At 62.9% G+C, this 21231-nt stretch carries 25 protein-coding genes; 6 read left to right on the forward strand and 19 right to left on the reverse strand.

Features of this window, described 5'->3' with window-relative positions:
• Position 1: 1 nt before the first annotated feature.
• The 4 genes from EK373_RS06955 to EK373_RS06970 all read right to left on the reverse strand — a co-directional run bounded on the left by EK373_RS06955 (position 2) and on the right by EK373_RS06970 (position 3577).
• Positions 2–1084, reverse strand: coding sequence for a serine hydrolase domain-containing protein (locus EK373_RS06955; RefSeq protein ID WP_129641982.1), 1083 nt, complete (start codon positions 1082–1084; stop codon positions 2–4).
• A 61-nt stretch (positions 1085–1145) separates the two neighbouring features.
• Positions 1146–2177 (reverse strand): LacI family DNA-binding transcriptional regulator, encoded by a 1032-nt coding sequence (locus EK373_RS06960; RefSeq protein ID WP_129641983.1) that lies wholly within the window; start codon positions 2175–2177, stop codon positions 1146–1148.
• 48 nt (positions 2178–2225) lie between these two features.
• Positions 2226–3137, reverse strand: coding sequence for an alpha/beta hydrolase (locus EK373_RS06965; RefSeq protein ID WP_129641984.1), 912 nt, complete (start codon positions 3135–3137; stop codon positions 2226–2228).
• 80 nt (positions 3138–3217) lie between these two features.
• Positions 3218–3577 carry a cupin domain-containing protein gene (locus tag EK373_RS06970; protein ID WP_129641985.1) on the reverse strand — a complete coding sequence of 120 codons (360 nt, stop codon included), beginning with the start codon at positions 3575–3577 and terminating at the stop codon, positions 3218–3220.
• A 203-nt stretch (positions 3578–3780) separates the two neighbouring features.
• Between EK373_RS06970 and EK373_RS06975 the strand changes: the two genes are divergently transcribed.
• The gene (locus EK373_RS06975; RefSeq protein WP_129641986.1) at positions 3781–4521 is read left to right on the forward strand and encodes a YceI family protein; all 741 of its coding nucleotides are present in this window, start codon (positions 3781–3783) and stop codon (positions 4519–4521) included.
• 177 nt (positions 4522–4698) lie between these two features.
• Entirely contained in the window at positions 4699–5376 is a 678-nt protein-coding gene (locus EK373_RS06980) for a porin family protein (protein WP_157994256.1), read from the forward strand.
• A 4-nt stretch (positions 5377–5380) separates the two neighbouring features.
• Here the strand turns inward: EK373_RS06980 and EK373_RS06985 are convergent, their stop codons facing one another.
• From EK373_RS06985 to EK373_RS07005, 5 genes are all read right to left on the reverse strand, one after another.
• Positions 5381–6511, reverse strand: coding sequence for a dipeptidase (locus tag EK373_RS06985; protein ID WP_129641988.1), 1131 nt, complete (start codon positions 6509–6511; stop codon positions 5381–5383).
• Between the two features lie 66 nt (positions 6512–6577).
• Positions 6578–7108, reverse strand: a complete 531-nt coding sequence (locus EK373_RS06990) for a GNAT family N-acetyltransferase (protein WP_129641989.1) — start codon at positions 7106–7108, stop codon at positions 6578–6580.
• Between the two features lie 2 nt (positions 7109–7110).
• Positions 7111–7872, reverse strand: coding sequence for an ABC transporter permease (locus EK373_RS06995; protein ID WP_129641990.1), 762 nt, complete (start codon positions 7870–7872; stop codon positions 7111–7113).
• A complete protein-coding gene (locus tag EK373_RS07000; protein ID WP_129641991.1) occupies positions 7869–8792 on the reverse strand; it encodes an ABC transporter ATP-binding protein in 924 nt (307 codons plus the stop codon). Before EK373_RS07000 ends, EK373_RS06995 begins: the two co-directional genes overlap by 4 nt.
• Before the next feature lie 103 nt (positions 8793–8895).
• Entirely contained in the window at positions 8896–9810 is a 915-nt protein-coding gene (locus EK373_RS07005; protein ID WP_129641992.1) for a DMT family transporter, read from the reverse strand.
• 110 nt (positions 9811–9920) lie between these two features.
• On the opposite strand from EK373_RS07005, the gene rocF reads away from it, so the two are divergent.
• Together rocF and EK373_RS07015 are read left to right on the forward strand one after the other, a co-directional pair.
• Positions 9921–10847, forward strand: coding sequence for an arginase (gene rocF / locus EK373_RS07010; RefSeq protein WP_129643385.1), 927 nt, complete (start codon positions 9921–9923; stop codon positions 10845–10847).
• Positions 10848–10877: 30 nt separating this feature from the next.
• Positions 10878–11915, forward strand: coding sequence for a YVTN family beta-propeller repeat protein (locus tag EK373_RS07015; protein WP_157994257.1), 1038 nt, complete (start codon positions 10878–10880; stop codon positions 11913–11915).
• A 42-nt stretch (positions 11916–11957) separates the two neighbouring features.
• Here the strand turns inward: EK373_RS07015 and EK373_RS07020 are convergent, their stop codons facing one another.
• From EK373_RS07020 to EK373_RS07040, 5 genes are all read right to left on the reverse strand, one after another.
• Positions 11958–12638, reverse strand: a complete 681-nt coding sequence (locus EK373_RS07020) for an SOS response-associated peptidase (RefSeq protein WP_129641994.1) — start codon at positions 12636–12638, stop codon at positions 11958–11960.
• A 151-nt stretch (positions 12639–12789) separates the two neighbouring features.
• Positions 12790–13290, reverse strand: coding sequence for a metallophosphoesterase family protein (locus EK373_RS07025; protein WP_129641995.1), 501 nt, complete (start codon positions 13288–13290; stop codon positions 12790–12792).
• A gap of 69 nt (positions 13291–13359) precedes the next feature.
• Positions 13360–15000: an RDD family protein gene (locus EK373_RS07030; protein WP_129641996.1), complete on the reverse strand. Its 1641-nt coding sequence runs from the start codon at positions 14998–15000 to the stop codon at positions 13360–13362.
• A gap of 18 nt (positions 15001–15018) precedes the next feature.
• Positions 15019–15468 (reverse strand): hypothetical protein, encoded by a 450-nt coding sequence (locus EK373_RS07035; RefSeq protein ID WP_129641997.1) that lies wholly within the window; start codon positions 15466–15468, stop codon positions 15019–15021.
• 11 nt (positions 15469–15479) lie between these two features.
• Positions 15480–16046 carry an RNA polymerase sigma factor gene (locus EK373_RS07040; RefSeq protein ID WP_129641998.1) on the reverse strand — a complete coding sequence of 189 codons (567 nt, stop codon included), beginning with the start codon at positions 16044–16046 and terminating at the stop codon, positions 15480–15482.
• Positions 16047–16296: 250 nt separating this feature from the next.
• Between EK373_RS07040 and EK373_RS07045 the strand changes: the two genes are divergently transcribed.
• Entirely contained in the window at positions 16297–17574 is a 1278-nt protein-coding gene (locus EK373_RS07045; RefSeq protein WP_129641999.1) for a fimbria/pilus outer membrane usher protein, read from the forward strand.
• A 1-nt stretch (position 17575) separates the two neighbouring features.
• Here the strand turns inward: EK373_RS07045 and EK373_RS07050 are convergent, their stop codons facing one another.
• Both EK373_RS07050 and EK373_RS07055 read right to left on the reverse strand, forming a co-directional pair.
• On the reverse strand, positions 17576–18055 hold the full coding sequence (locus EK373_RS07050) for a GNAT family N-acetyltransferase (protein WP_129642000.1): 480 nt from the start codon (positions 18053–18055) through the stop codon (positions 17576–17578).
• Positions 18056–18086: 31 nt separating this feature from the next.
• A complete protein-coding gene (locus EK373_RS07055; RefSeq protein WP_157994259.1) occupies positions 18087–18872 on the reverse strand; it encodes a DUF4159 domain-containing protein in 786 nt (261 codons plus the stop codon).
• Positions 18873–19008: 136 nt separating this feature from the next.
• Between EK373_RS07055 and EK373_RS07060 the strand changes: the two genes are divergently transcribed.
• Positions 19009–19887: an acyltransferase gene (locus EK373_RS07060; RefSeq protein WP_129642002.1), complete on the forward strand. Its 879-nt coding sequence runs from the start codon at positions 19009–19011 to the stop codon at positions 19885–19887.
• A 1-nt stretch (position 19888) separates the two neighbouring features.
• Here EK373_RS07060 and EK373_RS07065 read toward each other — a convergent pair whose 3' ends face one another.
• The 3 genes from EK373_RS07065 to EK373_RS07075 form a co-directional block, all read right to left on the reverse strand.
• The gene (locus EK373_RS07065; protein WP_129642003.1) at positions 19889–20173 is read right to left on the reverse strand and encodes a ubiquitin carboxyl-terminal hydrolase 14; all 285 of its coding nucleotides are present in this window, start codon (positions 20171–20173) and stop codon (positions 19889–19891) included.
• A 66-nt stretch (positions 20174–20239) separates the two neighbouring features.
• Entirely contained in the window at positions 20240–20587 is a 348-nt protein-coding gene (locus EK373_RS07070; protein ID WP_129642004.1) for an NIPSNAP family protein, read from the reverse strand.
• Between the two features lie 68 nt (positions 20588–20655).
• Complete coding sequence (locus EK373_RS07075; protein WP_129642005.1) at positions 20656–21225, reverse strand: glycine zipper 2TM domain-containing protein; 570 nt, start codon at positions 21223–21225, stop codon at positions 20656–20658.
• Between the last annotated feature and the right edge of the window lie 6 nt (positions 21226–21231).

Below are 21231 nucleotides of genomic sequence, written 5' to 3' on the forward strand. Positions count from 1 at the left end.
TTCACCCCGGTCGACGACGCCGATGCACCGACACGGCGACGAGCAGCACGGACATTGCCAGCAATCCGCCAAGCGCCCATTGAAAGTCGCTGCGCATGAGCAGCGAAGGTTTCGGCGGCAGCCACGCTTCGCCGGCCAATACTGATTCGATGACGGCGCGAATTTCCTTTCCTGGTGTCATCTCGCCGTTGGAAAGAATCACGATCGCGCGTTGCTGCGATGGATAGAGCGTCAGCAGCGACGAAAAGCCGTGCCGCCGCGTCGCCAGGCTGGGCAGCCATTCGCTGCCGTGATGTTCGAGCTGCCAGCCCAACGCCATCGCGGCGTTGTCACGTTCGCCATCGCGCTGACGTTTGAACAGCGCCTCGTAGGAACTCGGCGCCAGCAGCGACGGATCGCGATTCACATGGAGAGCAGCCCAGCGCGTGAGATCGGCTACGCTGGCGCTGAGTCCGGCACTCGGCAGCGCCTTTTCATCCCAAGGATAATTGGGCGCGCGACGCACGAACACGTGGCCAGCGTGCGGCCACGCGACGTTGCTGGCGGTGAGCGGCACGTTGAAAGTGCTCTCCACCATGCCGGCCGGCTCCAGCACGCGTGTTTGCAGGTATTGAGAATATTTTTGGTGAGTGGTGCTTTCGATGATGCCGGCGAGTGCGTCGAAGGCCGCATCGTCGCGCGTCAGCAGTTGGCCAACTGTCACGGATGAATCGGCTATCGAATCGGTCAGTGCGAGCTGTCCGCGCTCCGCGAGTTGCATGACTGCGGCGGCGGTGAATGTGCGAGTGATGGACGCGACGTGAAAGTACGTGTGCGCGTTGACCGGCTGATCCGTTCCCTTGTGGCGAACACCAAAGCCGCGCATGTAAACCGGCTGGCCGTTCTCGACGATGCCCACCGCCAGCCCGGGAATGGAGAACTCCTGCAAAATGCGCTCGAGCGCCGCATCCAGCGCATAGACGCGGTCCGGGGTGAGTTGCGGCAGGGGATCGGCCACCGGCGCGCCTTCCTGCGCGGCCGCCACGCTGGATGCCGCGACCAGCACGACCATCGTCAGCAATTTAGCGGCCGGGCGGCTCAGCATTCGTCGCGATCCGTGATTCCGTGGACTGGCCTGATGATATGCGCTGGAGGGCCGGGCGACGTTACTTGGGTTTCGAGTTCGGCGCCACGGCGGTCGAATCCCGGCGCACCAATGTGTGCGCCAGGCGCGCCGGTTTCGGCGTCGTTCCGGAAAGCAGCATCTCCAGCAGGAGGTCAGCTGCGCGATAAGCCAGCTGGTAGGTGGGCTGGCAGATGGTCGTGAGCGGCGGCCACACGGTGCGGGCAATGGCCGCATCGTCGAAGCCGGCCACCGACAATTGCGCCGGAACGGCCACGCCCATTTCGTGGGCCGCCATGAGCGCGCCCGCGGCCATGTCGTCATTGCCCGCAAAAATTGCCGTCGGCCGCTTCGGCAGCGCCAGCAGCTGACGGGTCATTTCCAGCCCCGAGTCGAACAGGAAGTCGCCCTGCCGGACGTACTCGGGAACATAGGGAATCTTGTGGTTCTTCAGCGCCGTTTTGTAGCCGCGCAGACGTTCGCCGCTGGCGAAGTGGCCGGGGCGGCCGATGATGAAACCGATACTGCGATGGCCGAGGCCGATCAGATATTCGGTCATCTCGCGCGCGGCGGCTTCGTCGTCGATGTCGACGTAGGGCGAGCGATGTTTGATTTCGTTGGGCGCGATGCGCACGAACGGCAACGCCTGAGCGTCGAGCGCGCGGATCAGTTCGGCGGACTCGCTCAGCGGCGGGGCGACGATCAGGCCGTCGAGATGGGTCTGATTCGCGAATGTCAGGATGTCCTGCATGACCTCTTCGGTGCGGCCGGCCACTTCGTGCAGCAACAGCAGGAACTTGGCTTCGCGACAGCGGGCCAGCGCGCCCCGCTGGACTTCGATGGTGTAGTTGGCGCTGGGATTGTCGTAGACCAGGCCGACCAGGTACGAGCGCCGGCTGGCGAGGCTGCGGGCGGACAGGCTGGGGTGGTAGTTCAGCCGTTTGACGGCGGCCAGCACCTGCGCGCGGGTTTCTTCGCGAACGTTAGGCTCGTTGTTGAGCACCCGCGAGACTGTTTTGATCGCGACGCCGGCGGCCTTGGCGACGTCGTTGATGCTTGTTCTGCGCCCGGACATGGGCGCGATGGTAGCTTAGATTCAGACCCAAATGGGCAGCGCGGCCTGTCACCGCAGGCTGCGATTGCCCTCGGATGACTGTTCGCTCAGCTTCGGCTTGGCGGTCCGCAGGTACAGGTCGAGAAAATCGATGCCGTTGTCCACCGGCGCGTCGACCACGAACGTGCTCAAGTGTTCCAGGCCGCGGATCAGGTATAGCTCGGCCGGGATGTTGCTGGCGTTCAGCGCCTCGTACATGGCGTGCGCGTTGTTGACGCCGACGGTGATATCGAACGTGCCGTGATACAGGAACATCGGCGGGTCGTCGGTGCTCACCAGCGCCAGCGGCGAGGCTTCGCGCCACAGGCCGGGATTTTCGTCATAGGACACGCCAGTCAGGCCGTTGGTCAGCGGGCCATCCTTGTAGTAGCGGATATCGACCGGCGTACCGCCGGCTACGACCGCCTGCACGCGGGTGCCTTCGACATACCATTTATCGTTCGGACCGGTGACGCCGGCCAGCGCCGCCAGATGCGCACCGGCCGAGTAACCCCAGGTGCCGATGCGGTTCTTCAACACGTTCAGATCCGAGGCGTGCGTGCGTAACCACAGCACCGCCTGCTGCACGTCCTGGAGCTGCGCCGGAAAATGCCATTGCGGAGCGAACCGGTACGACATGTTCAATACGACGAAACCGCGCTCGGCGACCCGCTGCGAAATCTCGTCCATGTCCTGCCGCGAGCGGCCTTCCCAGCCCCCGCCGTGGATCATGACCACCGCCGGAAACGGCCCGTTGCCCGCCGGCTTATACAAATCCGCCTTCAGCGCCTGCGGCCAGTCCGCCGGGGTGTAGACAAAATCCCGGGTCACGGTCACATCCACCGGGCTCACCGACCCGATCCGGGCATTGCTCGGCCTGCCCTCGTGCGAGGCACAGCCGGTCAACATCAACGCCGAAATCAGCAACGCCAGCCTGATCATGCGACCCACCTTTCCAACACCCTCGCGTGGCTCTTCGCCGCGCCGGTGGATTTGGAGGCAGGGCGTTCAGCTGGGCGAGGTCAGATCCAGACGTCGTTCTGGGCGGTGAGGGAGCCGCCGGCGTCGCCGGTGTTGATGACGCCTTTGGGCTCGACCAGCATGACTTTACATTCCTCGGCGGCGAACGGCTGGTGTTCGACGCCCTTGGGGACGACGTAGAGCTCGCCGGCGCGCAGCGGGACCTCGTGGTCACGGAAGCGCAGGGTCATGGCGCCTTCGATGACGATGAAGACCTCGTCAGTGTCGGCGTGCTGGTGCCAGACGAACTCGCCCCGCAGGCGCACCAGCTTGAACTGGTAGTCGTTCATTTCGGCGATCACCCTGGGGCTCCAGGGCTCGCTGAAACGGGAGAATTTCTCCTGGAAATTGACGGCGTTCATGAACGAATCATCCGGCGCGGGCAGTGGCCCGCCAAGCGGCAGTTTCTCACAAGAGAGCCGGTGCTGGGCAGGATGCCCGAATGCCGGGAGCGCAGGGATGCGCAGGACCGGCCACAGTTATTCTGGCGCGCCGTGTCGGCTGGCCCGGGGCTGGTGCGTCTTCAAGGAAGATGCATGGCTCTACCTTCAAAGGGAACAACACAATGAACCGATTACTCGTACTCGGCGTGCTCGCTGCTCTGGCTGCCTGTTCGCCCAAGCAAGAGGCTGCCAAGGAGCCCGCCGCGCAAGTGTCGCAACCTGCTGCCGCGGCCGCGCCGGCGGAAGAGCCAGTGGACGTGCCGGCCGGGGCGTACACGATGGACCTCATGCACACCAGTATCCTGTTCCGCGTCGATCATCTCGGTTTCTCGAACTACACGGCGCGCTTCAAGAAGGCGACCGGCCAGCTGCAGTTCGATCCAAACAATCTCGCCGCTTCCAATGTCACGGTCGCGATCGATGTCAAATCGTTGGAGACGGATTTCCCCGATCCTGCCAAGGTGGATTTCAACGCCGAGCTGATTGGCGAAGGCTGGCTGAACGGCGCGAAGTATCCGGAAATCACATTCCGCTCGACCAGCGTCGAACCGACCGGTGCTCGCTCCATGCGCATCAATGGTGAGTTGACCTTGCGCGGTGTCACCAAGCCGATGGTTTTGGAAGCACGCTTCAACGGCGGCTATCGCGGCCATCCCATGGATCCGAATGCGCGCATCGGTTTCTCCGCGACGGGTGTGCTCAAGCGTTCCGACTTCGGTATCACCTACGGCATTCCCGCTCCGGGCACGAAGATGGGCGTGAGCGATGAAGTAAACGTCATCGTGGAAACGGAATTCTCCGGACCGCCGATGGCGAATTCCAATGCCCCGTCGGCCACCGGCGAGGGCGGTCAGACTAAGTAAAATATACTGCGCACCGCTCGGCCGTGCCGTACGATTGCACCGATCAGCAGGTGCAATCGTACGCAGTCACGGAGTGATCCAATGCGTGGTGGAATGTTTCGGTGCGCGGCCGCGTCAGCGCTGGTTGTTATTTCGCTGAGCTGTGAAATATCTGAAGCGGCGGATCCTGGATTTTATGTGGGCGCCGCCGCCGGCCGCGGCGAGCAGAAGATCGATATGGCAGCAGGTGTCGGGCCCATGCCAACGATCGACCCGCCCGGTGGATTCATTGGCGTCATAGGAGATCCGAGCAGGCCGCTCCCACCGATCTTCAATCCCGGGCCCGTCTTCATCGCTCTGGAACAGGAGTCTGTCGCCGACGAAACCGACGCCGCCTGGAATGTCGCGCTCGGTTATCGGGTCAACAAATTTCTGGCGGCCGAGCTGGCCTATGTCGATTCGGGGGAGGCTTCGCTGGTCGAGCACTATCGACCGGCGGATGGACCCGTGCCTTTGACCTTGCCCGAAATCACCCGCGGCTACACTGTCTCTTCGCGTGGCCCCGCGTTGTCGGTGCTCGGCTCGTGGCCGGTGCACGAGAAGTGGGAACTGTTCGTTCGCGGCGGCGTGATGTTTGTCGAGCAGGAAGTCGAGATGAGGACGCAGGTCGACAGCGGCACCGCGATTGTCCCTGCGCCGATCGAGCGCGACTTCAGCAACGAAGTTGCTACTGTAGGCGCGGGTGTGCAGTGGTCGTTCCTGCCACGCTGGACGGCGCGGCTGGAATATCAACGTACCGATGACCTGAAAGCCAACGAGATCACCGGCGAGAGCCGCATCGACCAGGCGGCGCTGAGCGTGTTGTTCGGGCTGTAACGCTTCAGCTGCGCCACACGTCGCCGAACACTCGCAGCAGATTGCGTCCGAGGATTTTCTCGATGCGGGTGGCGCTGTGGCCGCGGTCGGCCAGCATCTGGCCCAGGGTTTCGAAACGACGCGGCGTGTTCAGATCGCTCGCGAACAAATAGCCGTCCTCGGCTTCGCCCGGCGCGGCGATGCCCTTTTCCTTGCGCTCTCGGATGTTTGCAGCAAACGCATCTTTGTATTTCTGGTCGAGGAGGGCGGGTGAGATCGTGCCGTCCGTGCCGAGGGACACATGATCTTCGCCGGCTACTTTGATCATGTGTTCGAGGTGCCGGATGATGTCCGCGGCAGTGGGCTGCTTGCCGCCATTCAGATACGGCATGAAGAACACGCCGGATACGCCGCCTTTGTCTGCTACCGCGCGCAGTTCCTCATCGGTGCGATGGCGCGGATGATCGGCGATGGCCGCAGCGCCCGTGTGCGTGAACGCCACTGGTTTCTTCGAAGCGCGAATCGCATCGGCTGATGTTTGCCGGCCGCAGTGACTGAGGTCGAGGAGGATGCCGAGTGAGTTGAGCCGCTCGATGGTTTCGAAACCGGTGCGGCTCAAGCCTGCGTTGGCCGGCTCCATGCAGCCGTCGCCGATCAGATTGCGACGGTTGTAAGTCGGCTGCACGACGCGCAGGCCGAGCTGATACAAATCGTCGAGCAGCCCCAGGTCGGTCTCGAACGCCACGCCGTCTTGCACGCCGTAAATCAGCCCGGTGCGCTTGGCCTTCTTCGCTGCCGCGATGTCCGCCACGGTGCGCACGCGAGCGAACGTGTCCGCGTGCCGCTCGATGTCACGATCCGCATCGACGAGGCCGCGCACCAGTTCCTTGAATGCGGCGTCCGGTGCGGTCGTGCCGACCGGCCCAAGCGTGATGAGTACTGCTGACAGGCCGCTGTCTCGCACATCTTTGAGATGAGCTTCGCTGAGCTCGTCGCCGGGCTGCATGGTGAGACTGCCGGGCCCGCCCAGGCCATCGATCACGATGGCGTCGTTGTAGCCCTTCCACGTGGCCGCGTGCGCCCAGCGCATGGGCAACGTCAGCGCGGCTGCGCCGGTGGCGAGCAAAACGTTACGACGGGAAAGCATGTCGGTCATACGACTCCTTGTTGTTGTCGCGATTTCAGCGCGTGCCAGGATCAATTGCAAACGCTGGCCTGAGATTCAAGCCCGACGCAGGTCGCGACACATCACCCAGTCCGACTGCTGTTCGGCGCCGAGCATGAACGTCGTCGTTCCGACCTTCTCGAACCGGCATCGCTCGTAGAACGCGGTCGCGTGCGCGTTCTGGTCCCACACGCAAAGCCACAGCACCTCAGCGCCGAGCGCAGTGGAACGGGCTGCGAGCTCGTCCATCAGGCGATACGCCACGCCCTTGCCGTGTTGAGATGCATCGACGTAGAACCGCAGGATCTCGACGCCGCGCTGGTTCGAAACGGGCGGACAAGGTTTGTCGAGAATGAGCTGAGCAAATGCGACGAGCTTGCCGTCGCGCTCCCCTAGCCAGCTCTCTCGTCGCGAGTCCCGGATCTCGGCGCGCTGAATCTCTTCACCGAAAGACTTGGAGCAGTGAGCATCCATGTTCTCTGGCGTGTTGAATTGAGTGTACGTGTCGCGGAATGTTTTCTCCGCGAGCACCGCCAGCGGCCTGGCGTCCTGCTCGGCGGCCCGACGAAATGAAAGTGCGCCGGTCATGATCAGGCCTTCAAGCGATAGCCGGTCTTGAAGATCCACCAGATCACGATCAGGCACAGCGTCAGGAAGAAGAACGTCATGCCCAGGCTGACCCCGACCGCGACGTCCGACACGCCGTAGAAGCTCCAGCGGAAGCCGCTGATCAGGTACACGACCGGGTTGAACAGCGCGACCTTCTGCCAGAACTCCGGCAGCATGCCAATGGAATAGAAGCTGCCGCCCAGGAACGCCAGCGGCGTGACGATCATGATGGGCACGATCTGCAGCTTCTCCCAGCCGCTCGCCCACAAGCCGATGATGAAGCCGAACAGGCTGAAGGTGAGCGAGGTGAGCACCAGGAACGAGACCATCCACAACGGGTGCTCGATGCTGAAAGGAACGAACAGCCGCGCGGTAGCTAGAATCACCAGGCCGAGCATGATGGATTTGGTCGCCGCCGCGCCGACATAGCCGATCACGATTTCCATCGCGGAGATCGGCGCCGACAGCACTTCGTAAATCGTTCCGGAATAGCGCGGCATGTAGATGCCGAACGACGCGTTGGAAATGCTTTCCGTGAGCACCGAGAGCATGATCAGGCCGGGCACGATGAACGCGCCGTAGCTCACGCCTTCGATCTCGGCCATGCGCGAGCCGATCGCGGCGCCGAACACGACGAAGTACAGCGAGGTGGAAATCACCGGCGACAACAAGCTCTGCACCAGCGTGCGGAACCAGCGGGCCAGTTCGAAGCGATAGATGGCGCTGATACCGTACGTGTTCATCGTTGGTGCACCAGGCTGACGAAAATTTCTTCCAGCGAGCTTTCGCTGGTGTGCAGGTCCTTGAAGTCGATGCCAAGCTCGTTGAGTTGCCGCAGCAGGCTGGCGATGCCGGTGGCATCGGCCTGGGCATCGAACGTGTAGATGAGCTGCGCGCCGTCCGCCGACAGCTCCAACTGACGGTTGGCGAGCTGCGTCGGAATCTGTTGCAGCGGCGCCTGGAGGTGCAACGTGAGCTGCTTGCGCCCGAGCTTGCGCATCAGCGTGTTCTTCTCCTCGACCAGAATGATCTCGCCCTTGCTGATGACGCCGATGCGATCGGCCATTTCCTCGGCTTCTTCGATGTAGTGCGTCGTCAGAATGATGGTCACGCCGCTGTCGCGCAGGGAGCGCACCATGTCCCACATGTCACGGCGCAGCTCGACGTCGACACCGGCAGTGGGCTCGTCCAGGAACAAGATCTGCGGCTCGTGCGACAACGCCTTGGCGATCATTACGCGACGTTTCATACCGCCGGACAGCGACAGGATGGGGCTGTCCTTCTTGTCCCACAGCGACAGGTCTTTCAGCACTTTTTCGAGGTGGGCCGGATTGGGCGGCTTGCCGAACAAGCCGCGACTGAACTTCATGGTTCGCCACACGCTTTCGAACGCATCGCTCGTGAGCTCCTGGGGCACCAGCCCGATCTTGGAGCGCGCCGCGCGAAAATCCTTGCGGATGTCGTGTCCGTCGGCCGTGACGCTGCCGGACGTGGCATTGACGATGCCGCAAATGATGCTGATCAGCGTGGTCTTGCCGGCGCCGTTCGGGCCCAGCAATGCAAAGATTTCACCGCGGCGGATCTCGAGGTCGACGCCTTTGAGGGCCTGGAAGCCCGAGGCGTAGGTCTTGACCAGGTTTTGAACCGAGATGATGGACTGCACGCGGGCTCCGATACTCGACCATGCTCGAGTTAAGGCCCGGCATTATAAAGAAGTCACAAAGGGCTCGGCGTGGCCATTGAAGCACAGCGCACTTTCCGCTCCGTCACGAATGGGGCCGGATGCGATACCGCGCCAGCAGCCAGACGCCGGCCACGACCAGCCCGGTGCCGATGGCGATCCAGACCGTGAACGGCTCGCCCAGGATCAGGATGCTCAGAATGATGGTCGACATGGGGCCGATCATGCCGATCTGCGCGGTGCTACCGGCGCCGATGCGCTCCAGCGCCATCATGGTGATGAGCACCGGTATGAATGTGCACAACACCGCATTCAGCGCCGACAGCCAGATGACTTCGGGCGCGACGATCATCGCCGACGGCGGCCGCAGGATAAAAAATTGCGCGATACACAGGATGCACGCAATGCTCGTACCCAGTCCGGTGACGCGCAGCGCGCCCAGCCGGCGTACGATCTGGCCGCTGTATACCAGATAGATCGCGTAGCTCACGGCGCTGCCAAAGACCAGGATTGCGCCCAACGCGATGTCCGGCCCGGCGCGCACGTCGTGCCCGAACACGACCAGCACGCCGATATAACTTACGCCGAGCGCCAGCCACTGCCGCCGGCTCACTTCAGTTTTGAACAGCAGCTTGCCGGCCAGCAGCACAACGGTGGGATTCAAATACAGGATCAGCCGCTCGAGGTTGGCGCTGATGTATTGCAGGCCCGAGAAATCCAGATAGCTCGCGAGGTAATAGCCACAAAAACCGAGGCCGAGCAGGGTTCGCCACTCTTGCGCGGTGGGCGAGGGCTTATTGCGGCCCGACCACCACGAGAGCGCCAGGAACAATGGGAAAGCGAACAACATGCGGTACATGATCGTTGTCACCGCATCGACGCCGTAGCGATAAGCCAGCTTGATGATGATGGCTTTGCAGGAAAACGCGATGGCGCCGGCTGCCGCGAGCAGCACGCCGGTGAGCAATTCACGCCGACCGGTCAGTGCTGGGGCATGCATAGGGCTGGAGTACAATCAGGGCGCGGCGAACAACGGCGTTCGTCCGCGATTGTAACGAGAGGAGCACGACCATGAGCACGCAGATCGCGGCGGGAACATCGTCATCCGAGATGGGTAAAGCCAGGACCAGGACGGTCGCGCTCATCGGTGCTCCGACAGATGCCGGGGCCGCAGATCGCGGCTCGTCGATGGGCCCCGAAGCGCTGCGCGTGGCCGGGCTTCGTGAAGCTCTGGCCGGGCGCGGTTTGCAAGTCGTCGACCGCGGCAATCTCAATGGTCCGGGCAATCCATGGCAGCATCCGGTGGACGGTTATCGGCATCTGGCCGAAGTCACCGAATGGAACCAGCTGGTTCACGATGCAATGTATGCAACCTTGAAGGCCGACCAGCTGCCCATCCTGCTCGGCGGCGATCATTGTCTCGGGATCGGCTCGATCAGCGCAGTCGCGCGCTACGCTCGCGAGCGCGGCAAGAAACTGCGCGTCTTCTGGCTCGACGCGCACGCTGATTTCAACACGCGTGAGCTTTCACCCAGCGGTAATATTCACGGCATGCCAGTGGCTTGCCTGTGCGGGTTCGGCCCGACGCAACTGACCGAGATGAGCGGCCGCAAGCCGGCCATCGATCCGTCGTCGATCCGGCAGATCGGCATTCGCAGCGTCGATCCGCTCGAGAAGCGTTTCGTGCACGAGCAGGGGCTGGAAGTCTTCGATATGCGCTACATCGACGAGCACGGCATGCGTGAGACGATGGAACAAGCGCTGCACGGTCTCGACGACGACACGCATCTGCACGTCAGCTTCGACGTCGATTTCCTGGATCCGGAGATCGCGCCCGGCGTGCTCACGACCATTCCGGGCGGGCCGTCGTATCGCGAGGCGCAGCTGTGCATGGAAATGATCGCGGACACCGGCCGCATGGCTTCGCTGGATGTGATGGAATTGAATCCGGCGCTCGATGTTCGCAACAAGACCGCACTGTTGGCGGTGGACCTGATCGAATCGCTGTTCGGCAAGAGCACGCTGATGCGGCGCTGAAGCCAAATGATTGAACAAAGGAAACCAAAGATGATGAAGCTGGCCTGGTCATTGTTGTTGCTCGCTGCCGGCGGCGCTGCCTGCGCTGCGCCGTCGGGCACGTTGCTCGTGCTCAACAAGTCCGACGACACGATGTCGTTCATCGATCTGGCGAGCAACGAGGTCAGGGCAACGCTGCCCACGGGAGACGGGCCGCATGAAGTCGCTGTCGCCAACGACGGCAGGACGGCGGTCGTCACCAACTACGGCGACACTGCCAATCCAGGCAAGACGTTGACCGTCGTCGATGTGCCAGCCAAGAAAGTGTTGCGGACCATCGACCTTGGCGCCTACCGCCGGCCGCACGGCATCGTCTGGCTGCAAGGCGACGAAGTCGCCGTGACCGTCGAAGGCAGCAAAGCGTTGCTCATCGTCGGCGTCAACGACGGCAAGGTGAAGCATACGATCGTGACCGATCAAGTGGGCACTCACATGGTCGCTGTCAGCTCGAAACATCGCCGCGCGTTCACCGCGAACATCGGTTCGGGGTCGATGACTGCGATCGATCTGGCGTCTCATCAACGCGTTACCGATGTCGTCACGGGCAAGGGCGCTGAAGGCATTGCGGTGGCGCCCGATGGCAGCGAGGTGTGGGTGACGAACCGCGACGCCAACACGGTGTCGGTCGTGGATCCGGCGACGTTGAAAATTACTGCGACGCTGGAACCGGGAAAAATGCCGATCCGCGTGAAGTTCACGTCCGATGGTACGCGCGCGCTGGTGTCCAACGCGGTGTCGGGCGATGTCGCTATCTTCGACACGGTGACCAAGAAGCAGATCGGCAGCATTCCGATGCAGAAGGAAGGCGAGAAGCTGGACAACACTCAGCGCATGGCGTCTCAGTTCGGCAGCGGCCCGGTGCCGGTCGGCATCCTGATGCCGGACGCGTTGCAGCTGGCGTTCGTGGCCAACACGAATTTCGATACGGTGACGGTGATCGATCTGGATGGCCTCAAGATCGTGAACCGTTTGAAAGCCGGTCGCGAGCCGGACGGGCTGGGCTACACGTCGCTGACGGTTCAGAAGTAACAGCGAGAACGCAGGCGCACCGGCGCAAGCCGGTTGCGTCGTTCAGCCGAAGAGCACCGGCTTGATCAGCTGCTCATCGTTGTACTTGAGCGAGTTGATGCGCGGGCTCACGGCGTGCACGACCATCCGGTCCTGCGGGTACGTCCGTAGCAGCGATCGCGCACGGGCCGTCGGGCCCCGCAGCCACTGCTCGTATTCATCCCTGTGCAGTATGGCCGGCATGCGTTGCGCCGTATTGTGAACGTCGGCCAGGAGATCGTTCGGCGGCACGGTGAGCACGGCGCAGCCTTCGATGACGTCGTCCTCGTCCTTGTTGATCGTGCGATCCCAGATTCCCGCCACGCCGAACACCGAACGATTCACCAGGCGCGCGAAGTAGGGCTGCAAATATTGGTGCGGCGTGAGCTGCCAGCCATAGAAGCCCGACAGCGGCAGGATGCAGCGCTGGCCTCGCCACCACGCACCGCTGAACGCTTTGTTACGATCGAGCTCATCGGTCGATGCATGCGTCGTGCAAGCTTTACGCTCATCGCCTTCGGCCCAGTCGGGCACCAGGCCCCAGCGCATCATCACGCCCTCGCGCTCACCGTCGTGCAGGCGCACAACCGGCACGTTGTTACGTGTGGAAACATTGAAGCTGGGCTCGAAACGCCACCACGCATGCAGCATCGGGAACTCATGTTCCACTGCGGTTTGATGCGCTATGACGAATCGCTCACACATGGGCCGATTAGAGTAGTTTCCGGTCGGTGACAGGAATGTGACGTCGCGCAGATTTCTGCAGTGTCGAAATCGTGTTCAGCATCGCCGGAAAATATTACCGGCAACATCGAAACTGACATCGCGGCGAGCGCGAAACGAGCCGCGGCTTCGTTCAGCCGGGCAGCTTCAATTCGATGATCTCGGCGCGCACGGATTCGTCGGTTATATACAACTTCGCGAGCGCGATCGGCAGCCGGAAACGCCGCGGTCCGATGCTGCCGGGATTGATGAACAACACGCCTTCGCGCTGTTGCACGACGGGCTTGTGCGAATGACCGCTGATGACCACCGAGATGCCCGCGGCCGACGGGCTGAGGTCGATCTGGTTCAGGTCGTGCAGCACGTGAATGCGGTGCCCACGAATTTCGAGGAGCAATGTTTCAGGGATTGCCTCGGCCCACGCGCCCTTGTCGTTGTTGCCGCGAATGGCGTCGACCGGCGCGAGCGTCTGCAATTTCTCCAGCACGTTCGGTGCGCCGATGTCACCAGCATGAACGATGCGCTCGACGCCGTTCAGGTGATTCAGCGCTTCGGGGCGCAGCAGGCCATGAGTGTCGGAGACTACGCCGATAACTGTTTGATCCGGCGAGTCGACCGGGAGCACGGGTTCCATTGACTGTTCAGCAAGCGAGCGAAAACGACTCGCCACTGTAGCCTCGGCGCCCAGGCGCCGCCAGCCGTATCAGACGAGCGGCGTATTCCTCGGGACACGCACCACGACCGTACCGGCAATCTTGTCGTGCCAGGTCTGGCGGTTGTTGTCGAACACCATCCAGATGAACCCCAGGCCGGCCGGGATCAGCGACAGGAAACAACCGAGCGCGCGCACGATGGCTGTTTCCCATTCGATGTCCCGGCCGTCGGTGCGCACGACGCGCAGATTGCAAACGATGCCGCCGACGGTCGTGCCCTTCAGCTTCCACATCAGCGCGCCGTAGCCGGCTAGCGCGACCAGGAACAGATGGCCGCTCGGCTCCAGCCAGTTCACGACGACGGCCACGATCAGTGCATCGAGCGTCAGCGCGCCCATGCGAACCCAGAAGCCCGCCCGCGGTTGGCTGTTCAGCTCGATATTGCTGGGGCTCACTGGTGGAGCGGACGGCGCCGGAAGAGGCGGAACCGTGCTGCCATCGCCGCCAATGCCAGGCGCAGGCGGTTCGGGTGACACGGCAACAGGCTGCACGACTGGAGCAGCAGCTGCGCTCCTTGCACGCTGCGCCAACAGCAACGTGTAGATGACCACACCGAAGCCGAGTGCGCCGACAATGTTGGACACGATGAAGCCGAGCACCGGCACCGTGTACAGCAACAGCACGATCAATCCGCCAACTAGCGTGGCGACGCCAAGATGACCGAATGCACCGATGCCGGTGAAGCGAGTGATCCGACGGCCCAGCGTGGCGAGCACGACTGCTTTGCCGAACAGCGCCGCGCAGAACATTCCGAGTGCCAGGAACGGCACCAGCGCCGCGCCGATGACGGTGATCAACATGACGATGACCAGGACCGGCGACAGCAACACGGACAGGATGGTTGCGATCACCGTTTCGCCGGGCCGCTCTTCCAGCGTGGTGACACAGCGTTGCAAGGCCCCATCGAACATCACCGCTAGCAGTACATACAGACCCAGGAAGCCGACCGCGAGCCACCACGCCCACGCGACGCTCTGATCGAATGCGAGCGGACGCCCGTACAAGAAGCACTGCTCGAACCAGGCTTTGAGCCACTTCAGGTCGCCGAAGTGCTGGCCGAACCCGATCTGCTGTTGGCCGCCGTGCACCTGGGAGGACGGATCGCGTGTGATCGCGCCGCCGACGGAAACCGTTTCACCGTTGATGACGGCGTTCGGGCCGAGCTGCACGTTGCCGAAGATCGCGACCACGTCCTGGCCAACCTCGCTGTCCACGTACACGTTGCCGAACAGTGCGACGACGCCTTCGCCGACCAGACCCGTCGCCGATGCATTGCCGCCGATAGCTACGACTGCTTCGCCGACTTCGCCCGCCGCAGAGGCCGAGCCAAGCACTGCGATCACGGCGTCCGCGTATTCGCCGGCAGGGAGCGACGAATCATCGCCAATGTTTACGATGACTCGTTCGTGACGATTATCGAAGCGCCGCTCGGCGCGTTCGGCTGCGCGTTCGGCTGCCCGCTGGGCACGTTCGATCTCACGCTCGGCTTGTTCGATCTCGCGCTCGACGGAGCGGGGCAGGTCGTCCAGCTCGACGGGCGGCGTGATCTCTTCCTGAGCGAGCGCGGGCTGAGCACTGCCGAGGCCGGCGAGCACAGCGATCGCGAAAAAGCAAAGAAACAAACGTCTCATACGAAGCACCGTGCGCCGTCAACGAGGCGCATACAACGTCCGGTAGGCAGCCGCGCTGACCCCGAACAACGTTAGATACAGCGCGCCGAGAATCGCGACGCCGCCATAAACCCACAACGACGGCAGGTCGCGGAAGACCGTGCCGATGGTCACGAACAGGGAAGGAATCCACGCCACATTGGCAAACAGGGCGCCCGGTTTGATCGGCACGACGATCATGGCCGATGCTTTCAACACCAGCGTGATGAGGCCGGCGGACGCGACGATGAACAACAGGCGAGCCGCGACCGGCCAGCCGGCGAAGCTGCCTTGCCACCAGGGTGCGGCCGCGCGCCGCGCGATCTCCGCCATCACTTTGGATTCGAGATCGGCAGGGGCTCGGCGCAGAGGCTGATCGCGCAGCGCCTGGTCGATGAAGCGCTCCAGCTGCTGCTCGTGTGGCTCGTTCGGATTCGAGGGAGTATTCATGGTGGCGGCCTCTAGAAACATTCCGCCGTGAGACCGCGAGCGGCGAGGATTTTGGCGAGCGCGCCGCGCGCTCGCAGGATGTCGATTTTCACTTTGGACAGTGAAATGCCGAGCTGCTGGGCGATCTCTTCATAGGACATCTCTTCGAAGTGATACAGCACCAGCGGCAGGCGGCGATGATCGGGCAATTTCTGCAAGGCCTCCGCGACGATGGCGCGGCGGGTGTCGTCATCGAAATCGGCGGCGGAGCTTTCCGGCTGCGGAATGTCCATATCCGCGTCGTCATCGTCGTCGCTGCGCATTTCGGAGAAGAACCGCCAGCGGCGGCGATAGCGCGTGGCATGGTTCAGCGCCAGATTGCGAGCCACGGTTTTGAGCCAGCCGCCGGCGGCGGGGCTGGTCTGCAGCTGGGCGAAGTTCTCGTAAGCCTTCAGGAATACCTGCTGGGCAATGTCCTCCGCCGGGCCGTCGCGGCCGGTGATCCGCGCGGCGGTGGAATAGACCATGTCCTGATAAGCACGCATGAAGCTTGCGAAGTCGTCCTGGCGCGGGGTGGTGTCCGGGGGTTGCCTTGCCACGGTGATGTCGTCGTTTAGCTTGAGAACACCGCGTCCGGAGGGAAGTTACAGCCTGGAGTCAGCCGGGGTGCGCCGCCGGCAGACATTAGCCGCTGCACCGTGAAATTGCGACGTAATCCGCACACTTACAGGGCCTGACTTATGTTCAGGTCGAGCCGGGTTGCTTAGACTTCGCGGCGTTCGGGGCAATGTCGCCCGCCAGACCACTCATGGTGTCGCCACACGGCCGCGAAAGGTTGACGTTCAGCTGATGACTGCGACGATACGGACTATCTTCATCCTGGTTCCCGCTCTGGCGCTTACCGCCTGCGCCGTGCCTCAGGTCAGCGAGCCCGAGACGGTCGCGGTTCGTGCGACCTCCCTGAATCCCGCGTATTCGTCCGTCAACGCCCAGGTCCTGAGCGATGCGGCCAAGGTCGATTACAGCTTCGCTGCGTCGCTCGATCCGGCGGCCACCGCCAATACCCTGACCCGCCTGCAGTCCTCGTATACCCAGCAAAACGGCGACGAAAGCCTGCGCGTCGGCGACGCCGTCAGCAGCGTGGGCATGTGGGGCACCTCGGTCCGCTACGGCGGCATGCAGTACGGCTCCCGTGCCGATACGCGCGACGATGTGATCGATTCCAACAAGCTCGCGACCAGCGGCATGGCTGTGTTGCCTACCGTCGCCGATGCGCTATTCGCCTCGGCAGGGGAGGCCGGCACGAGCTTGAGCCAGCAGAATCTTTCCGTGAATCGTTCGCTGCCATCGGGCGAGCAGGGCTGGAGCTTGGCCGTGCAGGATGCGCTCGGCCACTCCGAATCCATCGCCGCGCCGATGATCGCTCGCACGCGCCTGGTCGAGCGAGGCTGTTCGGACTTCTCGGTGGGCTTGGGCAGGGTGCGCGAAGATTACGCGCTCACCAGCAATTCTTATGGCTCGATGTTTGCGAACACGACGGTCACATGCGGCGCGCCGATGGGCTTCACGGTCGAAGCGCACGGCGAATATCTGGCCGATGAAGTGGGCGCGCTCGGTTTCGGCGTCGCTCGACGCATCGGCTCGATCGGCACGGCGTCGGTTGCCTTCGCGCAGAGCAACGCCGTCAGCGGCGGCTCGGGCTGGATGTCGAAAGTCGGTTTCGAACACACCAACTCGATGTTCAACCTGATGTTCCGGTCGCGCTTCCAGAGCCGCGAATTTCGTGACATCGGCAGCATGGCGCTGACCGATCCGATCATGCAGCGGGATCTGGCCAGCGTCGGCGTGAACGTCACCGAGCGCTCGAGCTTGTCGGTCGCGTATGCGACGCAGACTACGTGGGCACGCGAGCGCACGAACCTCATCGCTGTGAAGCAGAGCATGGGCGTGGGGCGCGGCACGATGTCCATGAGCGCGGGTCACTCGCTCGAAGACAACTTTGGCTCGTCCGTGTTTATTTCTTATAAGCGCCCGTTCGGCGGCATCAAGCCGGCGGCGCGGCCGATCCTGGACGATCTCGAAGAGCTGGACCTGCAGCTGCCGCAGAGCTCGGGCGACGTCGACTGAGTTACGCGCGCGGGCTCCGGACCAACGGCCCCGCCGGCCGCATCATCTCGATGTGCATGATGCCGTCCTCGTCGTACGGCTCCGACGATTGCACGAATCCAAACGATCCATAGAACTTGTGCAAGTGAGCTTGTGCGCCGATACGCGTCGGCAGCGTCGGATACAGCTCGTAAATCTTTTCCAAGCCGCGCGCGACCAACTCCCGGCCGATGCCCGTGCCGCGCGCCATTTTGGTCGTGAGAATGCGGCCAAGTGACGGCTCATCCGGATAGCTCACGCCCGGCGCCAGCAAACGCAGATAGGCTGCGAGCCGATCGCCAGACCACGCCGCCAGGTGCAGCGCCTGCAAATCCTTGCCATCGATGTCCAGATACAGACTGGCCTGTTCGATGACGAACACCGTCTGTCGGGCGGCGAAGATCGCATGGATCTGTAGCGGCGAAAGCTCGGCGTAACTGCGCCACTGCCAGTGAATGGTCATCGCGAATCGAACCTGTGATGAGAGACGGACGCTAATGCGTCATCGAATAGAGAATATAGTCGATCGCGTATTTGTACGCGCGCGTCGTGTATAGCAGCGAGTATTCGGGCACATCGGCGTGCTCCCAGGCATCGCCGAGGTCCATGTTGAAGTTGATCACCACCATCAGGCGGCCATCGTCGTCGTAGATGCCGCGCCACTGCGGCGTGAACCCGTCCTTCTCGTAGTTGCGGCCGCTGTACAACGATTGAATGCCGGGAATCTGCACGTGCTCGTCGAGGTCGTAGGCGACGTGGAAGACCGCGTCGTCGGGTGGAATGTCGACGATGGCGCGATCCGGAAAGATCCGGTGCATGCCCTGCACGAATCCGGCCCATTCCAGCGTGCCGTGGAAATCGTCCACCATCAAGAAGCCGCCGCGTAGCAAATATTCGCGCAGCCGCACCGTTTCTTCGTCGGTCAATGCCCAATGGCCGACTTCGACCGCGTAGATCCAGGGATAGTCGAACAGCGAGTCGTCCATGATGCTGAGGTACTTGCCTTCCTCGGCGATGTTGATGCGCGTCAGGCGCTTGATGCCGCGGATCAGGTGCTGCTCGGCCTCGGGCCAATCGGTCAGCCAGCGCTCGCGGCCGCCGAACAGGCTGGTGCCGGTGTATTGCATCCGTATGAACTGGAACTCGGCATTCGGCCCGAGCGGACCGTTCACGGTCGTGTCCGAGGCCAGCGCGACGATGGGAAGGGCGATCAGTGCGGCCAGCCGCCAGGCCGCGACCCCACACAGGCGAGACGAGAATGACGGTGAGTTGCGGCTCATGCGGGGCACCATGTCACCAACCATCCGCCCTTGCAATGGGTTCCGCGGGGTGGGCCGCCACCCCGGAAAATCGCCACAGCGGCTACATCTTCAGTATGCTGCGCGCGCCTCGACCCCGGGGCGACTGAGTCTGGTGATGAGCTGGTTACGAACCACGTTCGGCGCGCTGCTGTTCACGACGAACACCCTGATCCACGTTCCGCCGCTGTTGCTGGTGGCCGTGGTGAAGGCCGTTCTGCCCCTGCGCCCTATCCGTCGCGTCTGTGACTGGCTGTTGATGGCCATCGCCGCCAGCTGGATCGGCGTCAACACCTCCATGATTCGCTGGTTCACCCACACCCGTTTCGTGTTCGACATCGAAGCGCAGCTGCGCCCCGACGGGCATTACCTGGTGATGGCGAATCATCAGACCTGGGTCGACATCCCGGTGCTGCAGGCTGCGCTGAACCGGCGGGTGCCGCTGTTGCGCTTTTTCCTGAAGAGCCAGCTGTTCTGGGTGCCGTTGCTCGGGCTGGCATGGTGGGCGCTCGATTTTCCCTTCATGAAGCGCTATTCGCGCCAGCATCTGGAGAAGCGGCCGGAGCTGGCGGGACGAGATATCGCTGCAACCCGGCGCGCCTGCGCAAAGTTCATGCACATCCCGGTGTCGGTGATGAACTTCGTCGAAGGCACGCGCTTCACGCCGGCCAAGCACCAACAGCAGGTATCGCCGTTCGCCAATCTGCTCAAGCCCAAGGCAGGCGGCATTGCCTTCGTGCTGGATGCGATGGGCGGCGCGCTGCATTCGATCCTGGACGTGACCATCGTCTATCCGGACGGCCGGCCGACGATGGCCGACCTGTTCGGCAATCGAGTGCGCGAAGTGCGAGTGAATATTCGCGAGCGGGCGATTCCGGCCGAGCTGCTCGGCGGCGATTATCAAAACGATCCGGTGTTTCGCGAGCGACTGCAGAGCTGGCTGAACGGCCTGTGGGTGGAGAAGGACAAGCTCATCGCGCAGCTGCGCGCCGCGTAATTCAGCGCAGATACTTCAGCGCGTCGCGCGGCAGATCCACGGCTTCCTCATCTACGAAACACCAGGCCCAACGTTCGTCCGGCTCGAACGACGCCACGACGGCGTGCTGCGTTTGATGGAAGTGCTTGGTCGCATGACGATTCGGCGAGCTGTCGCAACAGCCGACGTGACCGCAGGTCAGGCACAGGCGCAAATGCACCCAGCGGCTGCCCGACTTCAGGCATTCCTCGCACCCCTCGGTCTTGGGCGGCAGCGGCTTCACGTGACCGATGTGTTCGCAGGACATGCAGCTTCTCCGCAGTGAAGCGTTATTGATACTGCACAGGAGTCTTCATGACAACTCGGCGGAGTGCTAGTACGAATGTTGCGTGCAGACGCGCAGATCCGCGATGGCTGCCGGTGACAGCCACAGCACCGTGTTCAAATAGTTTTCGATGAGCGAGACGACGGCCTGGCGTGGTCCTTTGCGCCAGGCATCGGAGCCATAGAACGCGTCCTGGCGAGCCTGCAAGTCGCGCAAATCGTCGTAGGCGCGAATCAGAAAGTAGGTGTCTTTCTCGTGCTCGGAGGGACCGAACGCAACTACGTCCGTGCCCCATTCACGTAACAGGGGCACGGCGCGCGTCATGAACGCGTCGTGAAACGCGGCTGTCGCGCCGGGCTGGAGCTTATAGGAACGGATTTCGACTAAACGTTTCATGGCAGCGATCCCTCGCTGCCCATGCTACGGCGCTAAACGGCGCTGTCGAGCGCAAAAACGGACAACCGTCAGCCCATGCGCCAGACGCCATCGCCGTCGCGGCAGGCGCGGCCTTCGGAGGTCTTGCTCTTCTTGCCCGATTTGGCTTTCAGCTTGAACTTGCGGCAGTTCTTCGAGTCGGCCATGCCGAGCGGCGTGAGCACATAGTCGACGTGAGTGCGCTCGTTCAGCCAGTGCACCGGACGGCCCGCCTCGACCAATTCGAGCGCGTGGCCGAAGCAGCCGCGATCGGCCTCGTCGAGCTCTTCGCCAATCTCACGACCGATCACACCGCCGAGCACCGAGCCAACGATGATGGCCACGGTGCGGCCGGTGCCATCGCCGATCTGCGAGCCGATCACGCCACCGGCAACTGCGCCGACGACGGTGCCGATTTCCTTGCGATGGCACGAGCCTTCACGCACGCCGTAGTCACGTTCCCATTCGCGGCCCGTGTAGCCGACATAGCGAGGATCGTGTTTCTTACGCCAGCCGTGCGCCTTTGCATGGTCGGGCGGATCGCTCAACGCAGGCGTGCTGCCGAGCACGGACGCGCACAGTAGCGCAGCGAAAGCTGTCTTGAGTAAACGGATGAACATGGAGCG

It is taken from the genome of Peristeroidobacter agariperforans (genome assembly GCF_004138335.1).
GTDB lineage: Bacteria > Pseudomonadota > Gammaproteobacteria > Steroidobacterales > Steroidobacteraceae > Steroidobacter > Steroidobacter agariperforans.